This window comes from Clostridium manihotivorum, assembly GCF_004015185.1.
GTDB classification, from domain to species: Bacteria; Bacillota; Clostridia; order Clostridiales; family Clostridiaceae; genus Clostridium_AR; species Clostridium_AR manihotivorum.
In genome coordinates, this window is the sequence record NZ_CP025746.1 from 4,490,852 (window position 1) to 4,510,541 (window position 19,690).

General features: G+C 31.5%; 15 protein-coding genes. 1 reads left to right on the plus strand and 14 read right to left on the minus strand.

The window, feature by feature from the left end; all coding sequences use genetic code 11:
* Window positions 1–83: 83 nt before the first annotated feature.
* Window positions 84–1,144, plus strand: a protein-coding gene (locus C1I91_RS20205) for an IS630 family transposase (RefSeq protein WP_128211767.1) whose coding sequence is annotated in 2 segments (ribosomal slippage) — window positions 84–336 and window positions 336–1,144 — 1,062 coding nt in all. Because the reading frame shifts where the segments join, the coding sequence is not laid out codon by codon here.
* Window positions 1,145–1,220: 76 nt separating this feature from the next.
* Here the strand turns inward: C1I91_RS20205 and C1I91_RS29945 are convergent.
* The 14 genes from C1I91_RS29945 to C1I91_RS20275 all read right to left on the minus strand — a co-directional run bounded on the left by C1I91_RS29945 (window position 1,221) and on the right by C1I91_RS20275 (window position 19,510).
* On the minus strand, window positions 1,221–2,696 hold the full coding sequence (locus tag C1I91_RS29945; RefSeq protein ID WP_476695908.1) for an RHS repeat domain-containing protein: 1,476 nt from the start codon (window positions 2,694–2,696) through the stop codon (window positions 1,221–1,223).
* A gap of 329 nt (window positions 2,697–3,025) precedes the next feature.
* Window positions 3,026–3,340 carry a hypothetical protein gene (locus tag C1I91_RS20215; RefSeq protein ID WP_128214493.1) on the minus strand — a complete coding sequence of 105 codons (315 nt, stop codon included), beginning with the start codon at window positions 3,338–3,340 and terminating at the stop codon, window positions 3,026–3,028.
* A 55-nt stretch (window positions 3,341–3,395) separates the two neighbouring features.
* The gene (locus C1I91_RS20220; RefSeq protein WP_128214494.1) at window positions 3,396–9,281 is read right to left on the minus strand and encodes a DNRLRE domain-containing protein; all 5,886 of its coding nucleotides are present in this window, start codon (window positions 9,279–9,281) and stop codon (window positions 3,396–3,398) included.
* A protein-coding gene (locus C1I91_RS20225) for an IS630 family transposase (RefSeq protein WP_420808429.1) occupies window positions 9,268–10,330 on the minus strand; the annotation gives its coding sequence in 2 pieces (ribosomal slippage) (window positions 9,268–9,798 and window positions 9,800–10,330; 1,062 coding nt in all). Before C1I91_RS20225 ends, C1I91_RS20220 begins: the two co-directional genes overlap by 14 nt.
* A gap of 75 nt (window positions 10,331–10,405) precedes the next feature.
* Window positions 10,406–11,008 carry a hypothetical protein gene (locus C1I91_RS20230; protein WP_128214495.1) on the minus strand — a complete coding sequence of 201 codons (603 nt, stop codon included), beginning with the start codon at window positions 11,006–11,008 and terminating at the stop codon, window positions 10,406–10,408.
* Window positions 11,009–11,702: 694 nt separating this feature from the next.
* Window positions 11,703–12,791: an ethanolamine utilization protein EutH gene (gene eutH, locus C1I91_RS20235; RefSeq protein ID WP_128214496.1), complete on the minus strand. Its 1,089-nt coding sequence runs from the start codon at window positions 12,789–12,791 to the stop codon at window positions 11,703–11,705.
* 299 nt (window positions 12,792–13,090) lie between these two features.
* Window positions 13,091–13,684, minus strand: coding sequence for a GNAT family N-acetyltransferase (locus C1I91_RS20240; protein WP_128214497.1), 594 nt, complete (start codon window positions 13,682–13,684; stop codon window positions 13,091–13,093).
* Between the two features lie 173 nt (window positions 13,685–13,857).
* Window positions 13,858–14,145, minus strand: a complete 288-nt coding sequence (locus tag C1I91_RS20245; protein WP_128214498.1) for a CD3324 family protein — start codon at window positions 14,143–14,145, stop codon at window positions 13,858–13,860.
* A gap of 720 nt (window positions 14,146–14,865) precedes the next feature.
* The gene (locus tag C1I91_RS20250) at window positions 14,866–15,591 is read right to left on the minus strand and encodes an SGNH/GDSL hydrolase family protein (RefSeq protein WP_128214499.1); all 726 of its coding nucleotides are present in this window, start codon (window positions 15,589–15,591) and stop codon (window positions 14,866–14,868) included.
* Window positions 15,592–15,619: 28 nt separating this feature from the next.
* A complete protein-coding gene (locus C1I91_RS20255) occupies window positions 15,620–15,925 on the minus strand; it encodes an Imm53 family immunity protein (RefSeq protein WP_164880604.1) in 306 nt (101 codons plus the stop codon).
* 781 nt (window positions 15,926–16,706) lie between these two features.
* Window positions 16,707–17,828 carry an anti sigma factor C-terminal domain-containing protein gene (locus C1I91_RS20260; RefSeq protein ID WP_128214501.1) on the minus strand — a complete coding sequence of 374 codons (1,122 nt, stop codon included), beginning with the start codon at window positions 17,826–17,828 and terminating at the stop codon, window positions 16,707–16,709.
* Complete coding sequence (locus tag C1I91_RS20265; RefSeq protein ID WP_128214502.1) at window positions 17,818–18,330, minus strand: RNA polymerase sigma factor; 513 nt, start codon at window positions 18,328–18,330, stop codon at window positions 17,818–17,820. The genes C1I91_RS20260 and C1I91_RS20265 overlap by 11 nt, the downstream gene beginning before the upstream one ends.
* Window positions 18,331–18,642: 312 nt before the next feature.
* A complete protein-coding gene (locus tag C1I91_RS20270) occupies window positions 18,643–19,170 on the minus strand; it encodes a GNAT family N-acetyltransferase (RefSeq protein WP_128214503.1) in 528 nt (175 codons plus the stop codon).
* 22 nt (window positions 19,171–19,192) lie between these two features.
* On the minus strand, window positions 19,193–19,510 hold the full coding sequence (locus tag C1I91_RS20275) for a hypothetical protein (RefSeq protein ID WP_128214504.1): 318 nt from the start codon (window positions 19,508–19,510) through the stop codon (window positions 19,193–19,195).
* Window positions 19,511–19,690: the final 180 nt, after the last annotated feature.

Genomic DNA, 19,690 nt, shown 5'->3' on the forward strand with positions numbered 1-19,690 from the left:
TTAGGTAAGAACATCCATTAATATAAGATAACTAAAATATCCAAACTAGAATATAAAATAAAAATTATAGCGAGGTTTTAAATATGGATATTTTGATTCTTAATAAGATTGCTGGGCATGAAGATGATATAAACGAGTTAAAATCAGCTTTAAAAAAGACTAAAAACACAAGGTTATATAAAAGATATTCTGTTTTACTTAAGCATTTTGATGGATTTACAAATAGAAAAATAGCTGAAATGGAGAATCTAGAAGAACATACTGTTTCTACATATATAAAAAATTATAAATCAAAAGGAATAGATGGATTAAATATTGGCCACGGCGGCGGAGCGCAAAGAAAATCAATTCACTTCAAGAGAAGCTCATTGTAGAAACTATAACTACAAAAACTCCAGAAGATGTAGGCTTCGAATCTAAAATGAATTGGACTATTGAATTAGTGAGGCAATGGGTTATTAAAGAATTTAATATAAATATGTCACATAGAGGAATAGCATATGTACTTCATAGATTAAATTTAAGTTATACTAGACCTACTTACGTCTTAGCGAAAGCTGATAAAGAAAAGCAAGAAATTTTTAAAAGTGACTTTAAAGCTTTAAAAAAATGCCTCAATGGCTTAGTTGATACCATCTTATTTGAAGATGAATCAATGATTAGAGATTATCAAGCAATTCAAAAGAGCTGGTTTATAAGAGGACAACAAAGGAAAATTCCTACGTTCGGTAAAAATGCAGGTGTTAAACTTATGGGAATATTGGATTACGAGACTGGTAACGTATATTGCGAGGAACATGAAAGATATGACGCTAAGATATTTAATGACTTTTTAGAAAACGTACTTAAGCAGTATCCAAAAGGAAAAATTGTTGTGGTATTAGACAATGCTAAGATTCATCATGCAAAGCTGATTCAGCCATTTCTTAATAGAGTTAAAGATAGGCTTGAATTGATGTTTTTACCACCGTATAGTCCAGAAATGAATCTTATAGAGGGGTTATGGGGATGGCTAAAGGCATCTGTTATTAACAATGTCTTTTATAAATCTCTGCCACAAGTTAGAACTGCAATTCAAAAGTTTATAAGTAACATAAATAAGGTTCCTACTCAAACAATAGACAGGCTATGTGTTAGATTGTAGAAACCAATTTGCAATATATATATATGAATCTTAGAAATATTTCTCACTTATTATCACCTCTTAAATGATTATAATATTATCTCATTGTATTCTTAACATCATGTAACCACTTTAATGTTGCATGTTTTAACACTTCGTTATCATGATAAACATTATGAATAGCTTTTTCAATATGATGAACACCTACAGACCTAGAACCATGTGGTATTTCACGGGCCCACCTATTTGTATAAATTCTATGTTGCTCTTTTGTTAACGCAACTGACAACATTCTTCTTGGTTTTACACCTAACGTCCTAGCAAATATTTTTTCAACTAAATGATGTGTCTCCAATCCCATTCCTTTAACCGCAGCCTTGACCTTATGATAACGTCCAATTAACTCTCCAGCTCTTGCAGCTTCTCGAACAACATGAACAGTTTCTTCCATAACATGAGCAGCCTTAATTCCATGAGCTACAGTTGAACCTATGCCAGTTGGATCTGCAAAACTAACTGCATACAGAAGTACCCATCCAAATTTAGCGACTGAAGGAGATGCTACAAATTCAGCTACATCTGCTGCCATAAATAAAGCATCTAATATCCAGTCCCCATCAAGATCAGCATGATTCACAGGATTATTCCTACAGTAAGCAAACATATTAGCAGTTAATAACTCACCAGTACTTCCTGTTATGGTATCTGCATTAACAAACCTTCCCCAATCAGGATTATAGTATCTACTTTGTAGATAATAAAGTCCTGTCTCACTATCATACCTATAGCCTCTATATCTATAAGGATTCTTCACTCCTACAGTATCCTTAAGACTTCCCGTTATAGATACTAGTTTTCCCCAAGTATCATAACTATAGCTTACTACTTGTGTTCCGCTACCGTCAACAATACCTATTATATCTCCCTGTCCGTTTCGGATGTAGAAGTATTCTGTACCGTTTAGGTTCATACTAACTAAGTCGTTACTGCTGTCATATGTGTAGTAGATTTTATCTGTCCCATTAGTTTCGTAGGTTACCTTATCTCCAACTAAATGATACTTAGTTACTACTCCATTTACTTTTTTCTCTGTACGTATCCCTGCATCATCGTATTTATAGGATATAGTTTGGCTGCCGTTTGAAATGGTACTTAACTGGCGTCCTTCTTCCCATGTATAGGTATTTCCATCATAAGTTAATGGGTTACCTATCTCGTCATAGGTTATAGCTTTTCCATTATAGGATGTTAGCTTATCCTTCCAGTTTGCATCGTCATAGCCATAGTTTATAGTATTTAATGGGTTTGCTGGAGTAAGGGATGTATATCCATATTCCGTCTTACTCTTTATGTTTCCTCCATCATCATAGCTATATACTATAGTCTTGCTTGAAAGCTGATTATCTTCTCTTATAAGCTCATTAAGTTCGTTGTAGTAATACTTTATAATGCTTCCAGATTGAGTGATAGTATCTATATTCCCAGACTTATCATAGGTATAGGTTATATTACTTCCGTTGTTGCTTACAGTGCTTACTTTAAAAAATAATTGCAGATGAAAACTTTTTTCTATTTATATTTTCTCCTTCCTTTTACTTACTTTTTGAAAAAGAAAAAGGGTAACGATTTGAACGTTAACCCTAAATGTTACTACAGTATTATATATTTAATTTTTTTGAAGAGTACAAATATGTAATCTCATACGTATCATTTTCAGTCACCAAATTAAATTCATCATTTGCTTCTTTGACTGTTATATACATATTGAAATTAATTAGTCTATTAGGATTTAGTAGTCTTGCTCTTACTTTAATACCATTTAAAAAATAGTAAATACATCTGTTGAGCACACTATTAATGAGCTTCCATACAATCTTTACCAATATATTCTTATAAATAAATTTAAATAATATCAAAACCTTTTTCCGCAAACATTAGTATGAGCATAACTATAATTGTAATCAACGTTGATTGGGTCGATAATATTATTAGATCAAGAAATGCTATTCTGCCTTGCTCCCTTATCCCATGATATCTTACAAATACTACTTGGAATAGTGCCCATCCCATACCCAATGATATCCCTATAAGTACTGGAACATTTGTACTAAAAGGCTCATTATTACTTCTGCTTAATAAATACATCCAGCCCTCAAAAAAAATCAGCGAGCCAATTGTACATAATAAGAATTGCATTAGACGTTTGAGTAAATCCATTTCTATCACTCCTACATAGTAACTTGAAATAAGTTTACATATTTTATTATTTTATTTAGTAAAATATATCCTTTATTCCGCTTATATTGCTCTTTATGGTCTTAAATGTCTTATATTTTTTTATGTTATATCCTTTGGTGAATATATTCTTAACACCATTTATACCTTTCCATGTAACAGGATTTTTATTAAGCACACCATTTTTATATGTATATGTTCGTTTGTTTATAAACTTTGAAGCTGAATAATCTCCTGCAGCTAAACCAGATGATAAACCAACAGAAAAATCACAAACTCCATAAACTATTCCTCCAACCTTTTTACCATAAGCTTTTTGCATTTGATTTTTTATTAAATTATTTTTACCAACATTGTTTTCTCTTCCTCTAACTATGTTATATGCATCCATAGCTCCTGAAACTATATGATTTGCTCCATATATAGCAGCACCAACGATGATAATTGGGTTTCCGGTTGAAACCGCACCAGCGACCATTGCAACTCCAGCTGTAAATTCTCCTACAGCTTTTATGAGCTTTATAGCTGACTTAAATGACCAAAGTCCATCTTGGTCTTCTCTGTTAATTGGGTCATTAAGACAGTAAGCAAACATATTAGCAGTTAATAACTCACCAGTGCTTCCTGTTATGGTATCAGCATTAACAAATCTTCCCCACTCAGGACTATAATATCTTGATTGTAGATAATATAACCCTGTCTCGGTATCATACCTATATCCTCTATATCTATAAGGATTCTTCACTCCTATTGTATCCTTTAAAGTTCCCGTTATAGATAAAAGTTTTCCCCAAGAATCATAACTATAGCTTACTACCTGTGTTCCGCTACCGTCAATAAGACCTATTATATCTCCTTGTCCGTTTCGGATGTAGAAGTATTCTGTACCGTTTAGGTTCATGCTAACTAGGTCATTACTGCTGTCATAGCTGTAGTAGATTTTATCTGTTCCATTAGTTTCGTAGGTTACCTTATCTCCTACTAAATGATACTTAGTTACTACTCCATTTACTTTTTTCTCTGTACGTATCCCTGCATCATCATATTTGTATGATATTGTTTGGCTACCGTTTGAAATGGTACTTAACTGGCGTCCTTCTTCCCATGTATAGGTATTTCCATCATAAGTTAATGGGTTACCTATCTCGTCATAGGTTATAGCTTTTCCATTATAGGACGTTAGCTTATCCTTCCAGTTTGCATCGTCATAGCTATAATTTATACTATTTACTGGGTTTGCTGGAGTAAGGGATGTATATCCATATTCCGTCTTACTCTTTATGTTTCCTCCATCATCATAGCTATATACAATAGTTTTACCTGAACTCTGATTATCTTCTCTTATAAGCTCATTAAGTTCGTTGTAGTAATACTTTATATTACCTCCAGACTGAGTGATAGTATCTATATTCCCAGACTTATCATAGGCATAGGTTATATTACTTCCGTTGTTGCTTACTGTCCCTACCTTAAAGGTAGTATTTCCATCTGTTCCAGGTATATAAGTATAGTTTGTGTTATACGCAGTAGTTGTATTAATACTTTTACTTGAAATTCTTCCTATTGCATCATATTGGATACTTAGGGAGTTTCCACTATTTAAATTAACCTTTGTTGGTTTTCTATCACGATCATAGGAGTACATGGTTGTATAACTATTACTTCCTATAATATCTGTAAGTTTGCTTACATTATCGTTTAAGTCAAAATCAAACTTTGTTGTATTTCCAGTAGAATCACTTACCTTCACAAGTCTATCTGACAGATCATATATGTATCTATATTTCACGCCATTAACTTTATCTTCTTTAAAGCCAAGGTTTCCTGATCCATCATATTGATAACTAAACCTTACTTGATCATTAAAGCTTTTTGCTATAACTCTATATAGATCATCATAGGTACTCGATACTTTTTGTCCATTTCCATAAGTAGAATCATTAAGTTGTCCTGTTCTAGTATCATAATTATTTGTTATAAGTCTTTGACTACCAACATCCACAGTTTTGTTATTACCTAGAGAATCATATCCAAAGTTATAACTAAAGCCATTATGAGTGATAACTTTTATCCTATCATTTTCATAAGTATAACCATTTGTTATGCTTCTTCCATCTACACTCTTTGATACAGTTGTAAGTCTGTCGTTATCATCATACTGGTAGTTTGTAACCTTCCCGTTTGCATCAACAAGGTTATCAAGAACACCTTTTGTTTCATTGTAGTTATAAGTTACAGTGTTTCCAGAACTGTCTGTTAAGGTGTTTAAATAGTTTCCGCTAGCAGTATAAACAGCAGACGTTCTGCTTGTTAAGGAACCTTGTCCTACAGTTGAGGTTTTAGGATTTCCATAGGAATCATATTCAAAACCATATACCATAGGTGTAAAAGATTGAATTTGTAAGTCTTGTATTAATCCTTTATACATCCCGTCTGCAGTCCAGTTACTCTTAGCTACATAACTGTTAGCTCTAGGTATACTATCAGGTAGTTGAAGCTGATTCTCTCCAACTAGATTGTAGTTTTTATACATCTTAGTATAGCCCTTACTATCTACCTCAATAGACCAAAAAGCATTTTCTCCAATAGTAATAGCATTAGCTACGGCTAATTTATACTCAACTCCACTTTTTCTAATCCTAATTGACAAAGTAGTACTTGTGCCTTCATTAGAAATAATAATGTTGTCTTGTCCTCCACCGTTACCGAAATCAAGAATTCTTGACCAAGCATTTAAAGAGTCCCATCTAGCTTTAAAAGAAATAGCAAACCCGTTTGAATATGAATAATTCGTTGCTCCTAAGTTAACATAATCGGAAGTGGCTCCAGAAAATGTCTTACTTCCTTCTAGCAGAGTATTGGTAGCATCGTTACCAGCAGATGTAGCCTTTGTAATATTGTGCTTTTTAGCACTACTATCATTGTTATCATACTCGTAGTTAAACTCACTACCCTTAGCATCTATTAACTTAACCAAATCATTATTTGAACTATATTGGAATTGAGACTGCTGTTTAACTAGGTCAACAGTTGATGTAACATTACCTTTTGAATCATATTGATAGCTAGTGCCAAACTCTTCCTTATAAAGCTGAATTCCATCAAAGTAAGCCTGATTAACATTTGTATAATAATTTACTTCAACTCTTATCTGCGAATAATCAGCATTGGCTATCAATTTCTGAGAAATAAACTGCCAGTCTGTAAAACTTCTATTAAAATCTACTTGATGCCACTCAAAGGTACTGTCTGAAGTCTTTTTAAAACCTACAATTACAGAAAACCTTCCGTTTCCATTATCAGGAACAGACTGACCTTTAGCCCATCCTCCAGCTACAAAGGCATCGCCTTGTTTTCCAGAAACATTAATCAGTTGATGTATATTCTTTGAAAGACTGGCATTTCCATTGATTTTAAAGGCTCTATCTCCAAGCGAAACAGGATAAGGCGCTGCTTCTGTAGAAATAGCCTTATCATTTGAATCAGTGCTGTCACCAGCCCAGAAATCAGGCATATCTCCACCATAGGTAAAGCTGTTGTTTTCAACTAAATTATATTTATTTGCAACACTTCCTTCCTCAAGTTGTAACGCATCAAAGTATGCAGTACCAGTATTATCTGTGATGGCAACTCCTATCCATACATTATTGTTTGTACTATCAGCTGGAAGAGTAAATGTAGTTTCATACCTATCCCAATCCTTTGTACCATTTACAAATACCTGAGAATACTTAGAATTACCTGAACCATCAAAATAACCGACAAATATCTTTGCTCCACTGTTACTCTTTTCTGGTATATTTAAGGTTTTAATATATCCTGACAGGGTATAAGTTTTTCCTTTATCAAGTGCTATGCCCACTTGCTCAAAATCTCTTCCACCAAAATCTGTGGTGCTGGTAATTTTCATTGATTGGCTTCCAACGTATTCATCTTCCGTGGTGAATGTTTGAGTACCAACGCTGTTTCCCCACGAAGCTGCGTACCATACTGAGTTATTTTCCGCATTATGATTCCTTATATAAGAAATTGGTGTCTTTTGAAGCTTTGACTCTAGAAGCATTTTGTTCGTTTGAGCACCGCTATTACCATAACTATAATATTGTGCTTGACCATTATTGTCTAAGGTGCTCACTGTATTTCCATTATCGTTAAACTGATAGGTTTCACTTCTTTTTTTTGCATCTATAAAGGTGGTTGCATTTGAGGCATAGGATAGATTAAGTTCTTCTCCAACTGTTCCATCTACATTACTTTCTAAAAATTTTGTAACCTTATACGGAGCAATGTTATTAAATTCAAAAGAAACCTTAAGTCCATCAAAATTAGTTGCACTAGTCAACTTGTTATCATTGTCGTAGGAATATACAGTCTTTTTTGTATCTGGATATATAATTGAAGTTAAAAGTGACCCTGTATATTCGTAGCTTGTTCTTCTCCCAGCTGGATCAATGATTGCCTTTAGATTGCCATTAGTATCTGTTTCTAAAGTTGTTATTCTTCCTGAGCCATCTTTAATACTGTTTAAAATATTTCCATTATAATTTAAGGTTATCGTATTACTATTACTGTCCTTTACAGTAACTAAAAAACCAGAAGAGTTGAAATTTAAAGTACCGTCATTTTTATCTCTTATTGTATAGGTTCCATCACTATTTACAGTGAGAGTTAAGTCTAATCCATCTTCATCCTTATAAGTTCCTGTTGATGAATCTAATCCAAAATAGTGGTTAGTACCATCTTCGTCTATAAAGCAATACCATTGCTTACTGTTTAGAGTTTTAGGAATCACTCTTTGACTTAGATTTAATCTCCAACCTAGTCCATACTTGTTATCTTGGCCTTTTTCACTATTGTTATATACGTGCCTTATATTAGCAGGCATCCTGCTTCCACTCATTGATAAATCTTCATGTACAAACACTAGATTACCATTATAATCATTAACCAAAGCCGTACCTGCACGACCTACAGCTTGAGTGTGATAGTTCCAATATCCTTCTAAACCACTGTTATTTCTAAAATTCACTGTAATCATAGGTCTTAGACTTGTATAATCTTGCGAACAATCTGATGAAAGATATTCAGTAAAGCCTTGACTCTCATTGCTATTCTTGAGCATCAATCCATTATTATTACCATTAACATACCAGTCTTTTACTGTACTTGTGATATTCCAAGTTACGCCTGTGCCTCCATCTCCATTTACAAATCTATACTCTTCTATCTTAGAACTAGAAGTTGGTTGGTTATTCCAAGTTATCGTGTTAGAAGACCAGGCTGAATTCACCTTATGTACATTAACCTGATAATTGCTCTGTGTAGATTGGTTCAAATACATAGCTAAGTAAGCTGAGGTAACTGAGTCAGCTGAACTTAAAGTTGCAGGAAGATCAAATCTTATATATGACCTCGTATAGCCATTTCCAGCGTATCCATAACCAATGCCTAGATGCTGATTTAAATAATAGTTAGTAGTAGGATTCGCAGAAGAAACAAAACTATCATAGATTGTCCTTGCATCTGGTGAAGTTTGAACTGGTGGATCTATTACTACAGGAAATTTTCTACTTTCATCTGACAACCAAGTACTATCCGGCATAATTGTTAGTGTGTATCCTTCCTTTGAACTACTTAGCTTTAACTTTACATCATTTGTTTTTTGTCCATTAGCATCATACATAAATGGAGCATCCATAATGAAAACTATTTTATTGTTATCTTTATTATCATAAAAGACCATTGTATTGTCTTCTTGTAACTTTGGTGTTAGGTTTTTTATTTGAAAATTCACATTAAATTGAGGATTTTCAATTTTATCTTTAATAATTATGTCTTCCTTTATCTTATCTGCAACGATATCATACTTAATGTTAACATTTTTATATATATATATTGCAAATTGGTTTCTACAATCTAACACATAGCCTGTCTATTGTTTGAGTAGGAACCTTATTTATGTTACTTATAAACTTTTGAATTGCAGTTCTAACTTGTGGCAGAGATTTATAAAAGACATTGTTAATAACAGATGCCTTTAGCCATCCCCATAACCCCTCTATAAGATTCATTTCTGGACTATACGGTGGTAAAAACATCAATTCAAGCCTATCTTTAACTCTATTAAGAAATGGCTGAATCAGCTTTGCATGATGAATCTTAGCATTGTCTAATACCACAACAATTTTTCCTTTTGGATACTGCTTAAGTACGTTTTCTAAAAAGTCATTAAATATCTTAGCGTCATATCTTTCATGTTCCTCGCAATATACGTTACCAGTCTCGTAATCCAATATTCCCATAAGTTTAACACCTGCATTTTTACCGAACGTAGGAATTTTCCTTTGTTGTCCTCTTATAAACCAGCTCTTTTGAATTGCTTGATAATCTCTAATCATTGATTCATCTTCAAATAAGATGGTATCAACTAAGCCATTGAGGCATTTTTTTTAAAGCTTTAAAGTCACTTTTAAAAATTTCTTGCTTTTCTTTATCAGCTTTCGCTAAGACGTAAGTAGGTCTAGTATAACTTAAATTTAATCTATGAAGTACATATGCTATTCCTCTATGTGACATATTTATATTAAATTCTTTAATAACCCATTGCCTCACTAATTCAATAGTCCAATTCATTTTAGATTCGAAGCCTACATCTTCTGGAGTTTTTGTAGTTATAGTTTCTACAATGAGCTTCTCTTGAAGTGAATTGATTTTCTTTTGCGCTCCGCCGCCGTGGCCAATATTTAATCCATCTATTCCTTTTGATTTATAATTTTTTATATATGTAGAAACAGTATGTTCTTCTAGATTCTCCATTTCAGCTATTTTTCTATTTGTAAATCCATCAAAATGCTTAAGTAAAACAGAATATCTTTTATATAACCTTGTGTTTTTAGTCTTTTTTAAAGCTGATTTTAACTCGTTTATATCATCTTCATGCCCAGCAATCTTATTAAGAATCAAAATATCCATATTTAAAACCTCGCTATAATTTTTATTTTATATTCTAGTTTGGATATTTTAGTTATCTTATATTAATGGATGTTCTTACCTAAATATCATATCGAAATTTTCATCTTGCAACATATATATGTCATTGAATTCAATCTGTGATGAAATACCATCAAGTACCTTCTTTTTATCATCTTTTGTTAGTGCCTTCCCAACTGTTCCCTTAGCAGCCGATACTAGCTTTGAAGTTTTATTAGCATCCTTAAAGTTCCAACTTACTTCATACTGACCCTTTTGAATTCTTACAAGCTTTTTCGCTTTTGTATTCTTTGATATCTTAACAGAGTACTCGTTACTATTATTTTGTAAGATATCTCCGTTTTCCTCATCCTTTTTATCAGATAAGTTATTGTTGATGTCTTTCCACTTACCATTCTCAAGATAATGAACTGGAACCGGATAGACTACAGCTTGATAGGTTTTATCCTCTTTTAGAAAGTACTTAACGTTTTTTTCTCTTTTATCTGTTATTTCAGAAATAATATTTGTCTCTGGCTTCTCTTGACCTTCAGTATTATTGTTTAAAGCTTCCGCATTTATTTGTTCTTCCGTTTCAGCTTTTACAGTTGAAAATGGAATTATTGTAAAAGTCATTATGAATGCCAACATTCCTGAAATAAGCCTTTTTTTAATGCTCATGAAGTCCCCCTTAAATCCTCTTTTGTTAAGTTAATTAGTGTATCAAATTTATCCTAAATCCTTTCACCTCCTTTACGAACAGTTTAACATATACTATTTTTCTCCACTATTTATTTGGATTTTTTTAGTTTATGTAATTACTGGTAGTTAAAGATAGATATAAACTCCTATGTTTACTTCTTGTTTATGTTGATTTTAGTTAAATCATTTATGATTTTTATACCTATAAAGATTTAATTTATCATTTCTATTGTGGCTACCTCTTCCATAATTTCATATAAAATCTCAAATAAGCTATTATATTCTTAACCAAGCTTTTTTATAATAAATTATAAATTTGTAGCTTATTTTCTTTAAAAACCAAAAGAGACCATATGACTAGAATTATCAATGATGTAGTCTGCTTTTAACACTTAGAAAAAGAAGTTTTAAAACTGAGTTTATATTGCTTTGCATCTGCTACAACATTAACAAATTATATTAAACAACACAAAATGAAATCTCCACAAAATTGATTTAATATTTCAATTTTGTGGAGATTTCCCTCTTTAATCCGAAAAGGAGCATCGCTCCTAATTAAAAATTAATCATTTCGCGACACTCTCTTTTAAAAATTTAACAATATAACAATTTAAGAACTTAAGAACTTAAGAATTTATAGTTTCTATGCGGCTTTGCCAGGTTATTAATAAAACTAACCCTTAATTTTCTTTTGTTTTTTTGTCACCGCTATTGCTAAAATCACTGCACATATTCCTGCAGTTAGTTTACCAACAATCATTGGAAATATCATATTTGAACTCACTCCAGCTGTAAAACCTAACTGACCACCAAAAACAGAAGCAGCACTGACTGCAAAGGCTATGTTTATTAGCTTTCCTCTATCATCCATTTCTTTCAGTAAGCCCAAGGTAGGAATCACGTTTGCTAAGGAAGAGATGATTCCAATTACTGAAGTTTCATTTACTTTTAGTATGTTCCCTAAACTTTTTAGCTTTTTATTAAGCAGTTTATTTAAAAAGTGTACCATAGGAAAAGCTCCTGCCAGCATTATTGCGATAGAACCAACAGTTTTTATGCCATCATATATTGATGCCATACCTTTAACTAAGGTTATCCCTGTAGTTGCTTCTAGTATAGCAAACACTGTTCCTACTGTAACAAGTATCATTATCAGCTTCGCAAAGATAACAAAGCCCTTAATCATTTTTTTAGGTCTTGCAAGTAATCCAAAAGCTAAAAGTAAAGCTAAGATTATTATTGGCACTAGATTGTGAAAAATCATAGATAGCTTAAAGCCTGCTACAATCCCCCCAGCTATACATCCTAGAGGTATTGTAACTATTCCAGAAAGTATACCTTTAGCAAAAACTTCATGGTCTTCTTTCTCTATAATTCCTAGAGCAACAGGAATTGTAAATACTATGGTAGCTCCCATCATAGAACCCAAAAGTATTCCAGAGAATAAACCAGCTTCTCTTGTTTTAGCAAGCTCTATTGCTAAAGGGTACCCTCCCATATCTAAGGCCAGCAAAGAAGTGGCAAACATCGATGGATCAGCTCCTAGGAATGAATATATAGGAACAACTATAGGCTTAAGAAGCTTGGCCATTATCGGTGCCAAAGCTATAATTCCGATCATAGAGATGGCTAAACTCCCCATAGTTAAGAAACCTTCATCAAATTTTCGCCCGTAACCTCTTTTATTTCCTGTAATTTTGTCTACAGCTCCTATAACCATAAATACTGCCATTATGGAAACTATTATTTTATTTACATCCATATTGCTTCTCCTATAATACTTAAATAATTTTCTTGTCCATTATAAATAAAAATATATAATATCATAAATTTTATTATGAAGGAGTGCCTACAGATAGTAAAGTCTAATATATTAGATATAACTAATAATATTATTAAAATTAAGTAGTTATGAAGGATATGTTATACAGGGAACCAACTTCAACTATTAATTTATACATGCCACGGAAGCCGGGATCTTATAACAAGTATAAATTAAGTTTTCATAAAGATTCCCTATAAGAGTGAGCCATTAGAACTAAATAATTTTTCTAATATATTTTACAAAAGCACTTTAAGATCAACTTCTTTATTTATATATTTCTCTCTAAACTCTTCTTCCAGCATACTTAGAGTAACTAAATCATAGTAACTATGATTAAAATACCAACCATCTCTTTTTATTCCTTCTTTTTTAAAGCCAGCCTTCCCATAAACATGAATAGCACGCTCATTGAATTCTAGAGCTTCAAGTTCAATTCTATGCAGGTTAAGCATACCAAAGCCATAGTTAAGAGCTAATATTAAAGCCTCGCTTCCATACCCTTTGCTAAAGTTCTCTTTTTTGAATATTCCTACTCTAAGACTGGCACTTCTATTATTTCTATTTATGTCGTTAATTACAATCTCTCCAACTAACTCATCTGAAGCTTTTGAAAACATTAAAAAATCTACTCTGGTATTGTCTGTAGAAATATCCTCCAGATATCTTTCTACATTTTCTTTACAAAATACCTGTTGAGTTCCTGTAAATATTACTGACTCTATATCGCCTTCCTCATTAAAGCTCTTCCAATACTCATCTTTATATTCCAAGCCTAACTTTTTTAAATATACCTTTTCACCCTTTAGCTCCAAAAAACTTTTAAAATTCATATTCTTTCCTCCATCTCATAAATTCTAATTAAAATAAAGCTTCTGTAAGCTCCCATGTTTAAAAAATAACCAAAGAAAAAAGTATTGTAAACTTAAGCATATTTACAATACTTTTCATATAATAATTCGATTATAATCTATTAAAATCAAACTTCTCAATCTCATATATATTTCTATGTTGAATTTGAGCATTTCTTTTTCTGTTCACATATTATCCTTCTTATACTTTTATCAGAAAGATAAAACTCGCTTGAAAGCTCCATTATTGTAGCTCCCTTTAAATACTTAGAATATATGTCTTTGTTTCTCACATCAAGCATATTCCTCGTACCGCTTTTTTCTCCCCAGGACTTTTCTTTTCCTACCTTCCTAGGTATATATAAATATTCTCCATCTATATATTGTTGAATTATTTCTACTATTTCAATTGGCAATACCTTATCTGCCTTACTATATTTCATAACCCTACTCCTCCCAAATTTAACTTGGTCAAAGCAAAGGCCCAGAAAACATAGTAACTATATTGCTTATTAAAACCCTGCGGAAATATTCTAGTGGTATCATCCACCGTAACCTATTTCATTAAAAATTACTAACGTAATTTTCACGAATCTGTCTCTTACAACCCTATGTAATCCTAAGTTGAAAGATTTAAGGTAACTTTTTACTACCTTAGCAAAATAAGCTTTGTCTTTATACGTTAAATTACAAGCTTAAAACTTAGTTGAATCTAAATAGTTTTTACCAAATAGTAAAATACCTTCAGCTATTCAATGAAATTAGGCTCCGCACAAAGCATAGCCGACTCTGTCTTATGGCCTTTGCACGGAGTAACTTGAGATCCTGAATTTATACTATAAACCATCAAATCTCCCCCTTTCGTAGCATTACTGCTAGGTTATATAGTTTAATATTACAATTTTAATTAGCAATTTGCAATTGTAATATATAAGATACTGCTAGCAGTATTCTATAAAATAGCCTCCACCTGGAAAGCATGCTTAACTTTCACAACACTCATCTTATTGAGATTATAGAGCTTCTGAGCTTCTAGCTTAACTATGAATTTTCTATGAAAAAGACAAGTTTTTTTCATTATACTTTCCGTTACATTATTCATAATAAAAATAGCTAATGCCCTTCGACATTAGCTATTTTTATGGATGAAAGATTATGTTTTTTTAATTTACCGTTCCCTGTAGTACAAAATCATACTTTTCTCTTAAAAAACTTAATATAGTATTTGCAATTAAGGTATGCCCTTCTGAATTGGGATGTATTCCATCTACACACAAAAACTTTTTATAATCCATACACTTAAGAAATTCTGATCTTACATCTATTAAGGTAGTTTTAGTTTTTTCTGCTACCTCTTTTATAGTTTCATTATACATACTGTGCCACTTATATATTATATCTTCTGTACCTAACCACTTTAGGATATTATCCTGAAAACTCTTATCGTTTCTTGTGATCCACTTAAAATATCTCTCAGAATCTAGTGGTGGCAAAGTCATCAATATTGGTGTTGCTCCAGAACTTTTTACAGTATCAATCATATTCAAAAGTATATCTTTAAAAGTTGGGATATCTGTGTTAGGCTGATGATCTTCAGTAGGCTTTTCAGCTACATCCTTCCAATTAAAATCACAGTCATTACCTCCAAATTCTATAAGAACTATATCTGGAGATTTCTTTATTACATCACCGTAGATCTTGCTTATGCCTCTTTTAATTGTATTGCCAAACCTTCCAGCATTATATACTGTTCCATTAATACTGGTGCTTACAAGATTCACAAAACAATCCTTAATGTTTGTATATCTTGATTTTTCATTGTCATATACCACTCCTCTAGTAATAGAGTCCCCATATGCTACTACATTATATTTTTCTTTAACATCCATATAAATCACCTCTTAAAATTTAAACTAACTAATTGTTGAAGGCTTGAATTTCTTTCCCATTAAGCCACATATTGAATATATCAAGTATGTCTGCTAGATTTTCAGCACCACCAAAGCCTTTAAATATTTGATTTTCTTTAAAACAGCGTACCCAACTATTTGAATCATTATGTATCACAACTGGTGTAAAATCTTTTCCTTCATATTCAGTATTAAACAAATCTATAAGTACATTCCAATTACCGTCTTCAGCTGTGACTATTTGTATTCCTGTTCCCATGTCACCTTTTCTGTTTTTCTTATAAAGTTCTTGAAGAACATGTATATTTATCATAAAAATACTCCTTTGCTTAACAAACATTTCTTATATACATATTGTACCACGTAATTTCTACTAGTCAATAAGTAGTTTTAAAAACTACGTAAAATTATACCCACATGTTTCTTCATCTTATATATATATTAATTCATTGAACCACCTTCTTCAGTGAGTTTTTTCGCATCTGCCTTTTCTGAAGGTGTGTGAACAAATTCTGGCAGGAGACATAATTTTATTTTTTAATTTTTCCTCTAAGTAGCTACTCCAAAGCCTTGATATTGGTAGATTCAGATAAGAAAAAATCTTATAATTTTCTGGACAGTAAATAAAAAAAGAGTACAGTTTATAATGATATAATCCGTACTCTTAATAGTTATTTAGTCATATATACAAGCCTAAAATAATATATTTCATACTTTATAGCTGTTTACAGTTTACGTCAGCTATACTAATTCATATGAGATTCCCATGAGTTCTTTGTCTTCAAAAAGCTAAAAATATAACTATACACCTACTGAATATATATTTAGCTACCCTATTGATATGTATTAAATAAATGTTGTTACTACTTTTATATGAAATATATAGTCTGTTTAAGACTACTTAACTACTGTAAAATCATTAAGCCCTTTTACTTCTTAACAAACTGTATTTATATATTAATTTCATAACTTAGTCATAAAAAATAGCCACCCACATTTTTTTAATACATACATATATAGTGCTGTAAATTAATATGATACACCCTTGAATGCCTGTTTCAACTTAATCTCAACATCATTAGGAATAAGCTTACCTAGTATTTATCCACTATAACTCCAAAAGTACTTGCTTTTATTGAGCTAACTTTAGATAATGCCTTAAGGTGCTCCACCGAACCTGTAACTACCACTCCTCCAATTCTTATACTCTTCTCATTGTACTTTAGTCTATTGCTTTGATCATTAGTTTCTTTAATCTCAAGTGTATTTTTTAAATTCTTAACTCCATCATCCTTATAATCATTTCTATATATGCTTTTTACGAAACTATCTTGTGGATTATCAATCTTACAACCAATCATATCTATAGCCTTTATACCTATGGCATTGTCCTCTGACACAACTCTTCTAAATAAACCATCTTTTCTTGTTCCATTATAACCTTCTCTTATACTTTGAGTATCCTTATCATCACTAGCTAATATAGCTTTTTTCCCTTCTTCAGAAACATCGTCTACCCAATACCAGGTTATAGTTATTCCACTTGGAATGATTTTTTGAATTTCTTCTATGCTATAATATTTATCAAAAGACAGCGCCATTTCTGCTACCTTTTTATCATCAACTTGATTTAGTTTTGATATATCATTTCTATACAAATCCTTGTAATCACTGAAGGGATAGAAAAATATCATCCTTCTTTGCCCTACACTGTTGAAAAAATCTACATCCTTGAGCTTGTCATGAACACTACCTGGTGAAAGAGTTGAAATTCCATTTCCTGATTCACTAACAGAAGTATATTGCTCCCTTTCTGACGGAAGCATTTCTTTTAAATTGAACCCTCTCTCTATGGGCTCAGTGGCAACTAGATTTTTTTCTATAACCTTATAAGTATCAATTTTTATATTGCCCGAAAGAAAACCTTTTAGGTAGGTATCCTGGGTCAAATATTGATCTGGATGCATTATTTCATACTCTTTCTCTATATCATTAACGATTAGGCTTTTCTTATCTGATAATTTTATATCTATTTTATTGATTACTTTATCTATTACAACTCTACTCATCCCAACATATATTAGAGATAATATGACTAAAATTATGCTTACCGTTATAGCAATTGATTTCACCCTAGCGGCAAAGATAATCTTTCTATTTTTTTTGCTCTTTTTATCAAACAACTCATCTAGCTTATTTTCAATATCATCTTTCATAATTAAATTCCTCCCACAGCTTCATAAATTGCTTTCTTGCTCTAAATAAATAGTTTTTTACAACACTATCATTCATATCTAACAAGGCACTTATTTCTTTATATGTTAGTCCCATATCATATTTCATCAAGAGAAGATTTTTAAAAACAGGCTTAACAGCCTCCATAACTGTCGCAATTTGTCCTTTTATTTCCTTGGAAATTATGAGACTTTCGCAGTTTTCTTCTCCCATAAGGTTGTTTATAAAAGCCTCATCATCGGTATTAATAACAGGACTTCTTGATTTTTTTCTACATAAATCATAAAACTCGTTTAAGGCTACTCTAAATAACCATGAATCAATTTTTCTAACATTTATACCTTCTAGATTGGCCATTAATTTAATGAAGGTGTTCTGAATTATATCTTCAGCATCATGATGACTAGAGCCGTTCTTTATTAGGTATTTATACAATATTAGAAACTTCTCTTTTAAAATCTTATTAAATTCTTCATTATCCATTAACTTCTCCTAGCAATATGATAACCTTTAGTTATGGTTAATTTGGAAATAGTACTATAGCGGCGCCTGATTATAAGTATTAATACCTTTCATATAATTGACGTTTATCCCCATAAAAAGTTAGCAGCTTTTTATAAGTTTTTATGTAAAATTTATTATAGATTATTATAAAGACGTAAAGAAGCCGCTAACTATCATATTTAGCGACTTCTTAAAGGTATGTATTTACATACTTTAAAAACACATAAGGAATTTTTGCTGAAGATTTATTTCCTATAGCTTTCAATCTGAATAAATAGAAGCTATTTATATTTAGATATTATTAGAATATCTAGATAAGATCTTGAACTTGAATAAATATTCATTTTCTTCCTCATCAAATATTTGTCCTAAAAACTTACCATTATTTTTTTCTATGATTTTTCTAGACGCTTCATTATTTGTATTACAGGTAACTATAGGTTCTGCTATACCTATTAGCTTTGCCTTTTCTATAGCTAGCTTTAATATTTCTGTACCATATCCTTTTTTTCTATAGCATGGCGCTATATCATATCCTATATGGCCAGCACTTTCCAGCTCTTCATGTCTAACTCTTACCACTCCTACTACAGCTTGGTTACATATCAACCAAAAAGTTGAGGTAGTTACATAGCCCTCAGGTATATTTATGCCTTTTGAAAGTTTGATTTGATTATTTATATATTCATCAAAGTTATCTAAGGCTTTTCCGTATTTCTCAAAATAATAAGTTTCATTGGCCTCTTTATATGCTAAAGCATATTCTTTAAAGCTTTCTTCATAGGCTTTGCTTGGTTCTGCTAAAAATAATTTTTCCATAAATTCCTCCATATTAAATATATTAACTCCATTCTCTGATTCTCTTCATATATATCCTCTTACAAATAAAATAATATACAATCTCAAGGATTATAAAAAATACACAGATCACTGCATCGCAGGAAAAAATCTGAATTTTATCTGAAATAGATGAATCACTTGAAAAACCAAAAGAATATATAACAGTTATAGGAATAGCTAAAATTGGTGAGGTTGAAAACAACATTTTTAACTCGTTGCATTTAATTTTAAGATATTCTTCTTCCTGTATTCCTATCCTATAAAGATTCCTGTATTGTACTTCATCACTGTCTAAGTCTGAAAAAATCTTTAGTGACATAACTATAGAAATACATATTAAAAAGAATACTTCAAGAAATGCCAGTAGGAAAAATAGCACCTTAGCGCCCAATGTCATTAAGTTAAGAAATAAATATTATAGTTATGGAACAGAGTATGTTTACAAATACATACCTGTTCTTTTTTTGTATAACAATTTACATATACTAATTTTTATCAA

What these genes read in the sequence shown, in the direction of transcription:
- C1I91_RS20215 (WP_128214493.1), bottom strand. Translation starts at nt 3,340, where the DNA reads ATGGATTTACTCAAACGTCTAATGCAATTCTTATTATGTACAATTGGC.
- C1I91_RS20230 (WP_128214495.1), bottom strand. Translation starts at nt 11,008, where the DNA reads ATGAGCATTAAAAAAAGGCTTATTTCAGGAATGTTGGCATTCATAATG.
- eutH (WP_128214496.1), bottom strand. Translation starts at nt 12,791, where the DNA reads ATGGATGTAAATAAAATAATAGTTTCCATAATGGCAGTATTTATGGTT.
- C1I91_RS20240 (WP_128214497.1), bottom strand. Translation starts at nt 13,684, where the DNA reads ATGAATTTTAAAAGTTTTTTGGAGCTAAAGGGTGAAAAGGTATATTTA.
- C1I91_RS20245 (WP_128214498.1), bottom strand. Translation starts at nt 14,145, where the DNA reads ATGAAATATAGTAAGGCAGATAAGGTATTGCCAATTGAAATAGTAGAA.
- C1I91_RS20250 (WP_128214499.1), bottom strand. Translation starts at nt 15,591, where the DNA reads ATGGATGTTAAAGAAAAATATAATGTAGTAGCATATGGGGACTCTATT.
- C1I91_RS20255 (WP_164880604.1), bottom strand. Translation starts at nt 15,925, where the DNA reads ATGATAAATATACATGTTCTTCAAGAACTTTATAAGAAAAACAGAAAA.
- C1I91_RS20260 (WP_128214501.1), bottom strand. Translation starts at nt 17,828, where the DNA reads ATGAAAGATGATATTGAAAATAAGCTAGATGAGTTGTTTGATAAAAAG.
- C1I91_RS20265 (WP_128214502.1), bottom strand. Translation starts at nt 18,330, where the DNA reads ATGGATAATGAAGAATTTAATAAGATTTTAAAAGAGAAGTTTCTAATA.
- C1I91_RS20270 (WP_128214503.1), bottom strand. Translation starts at nt 19,170, where the DNA reads ATGGAAAAATTATTTTTAGCAGAACCAAGCAAAGCCTATGAAGAAAGC.
- C1I91_RS20275 (WP_128214504.1), bottom strand. Translation starts at nt 19,510, where the DNA reads ATGTCACTAAAGATTTTTTCAGACTTAGACAGTGATGAAGTACAATAC.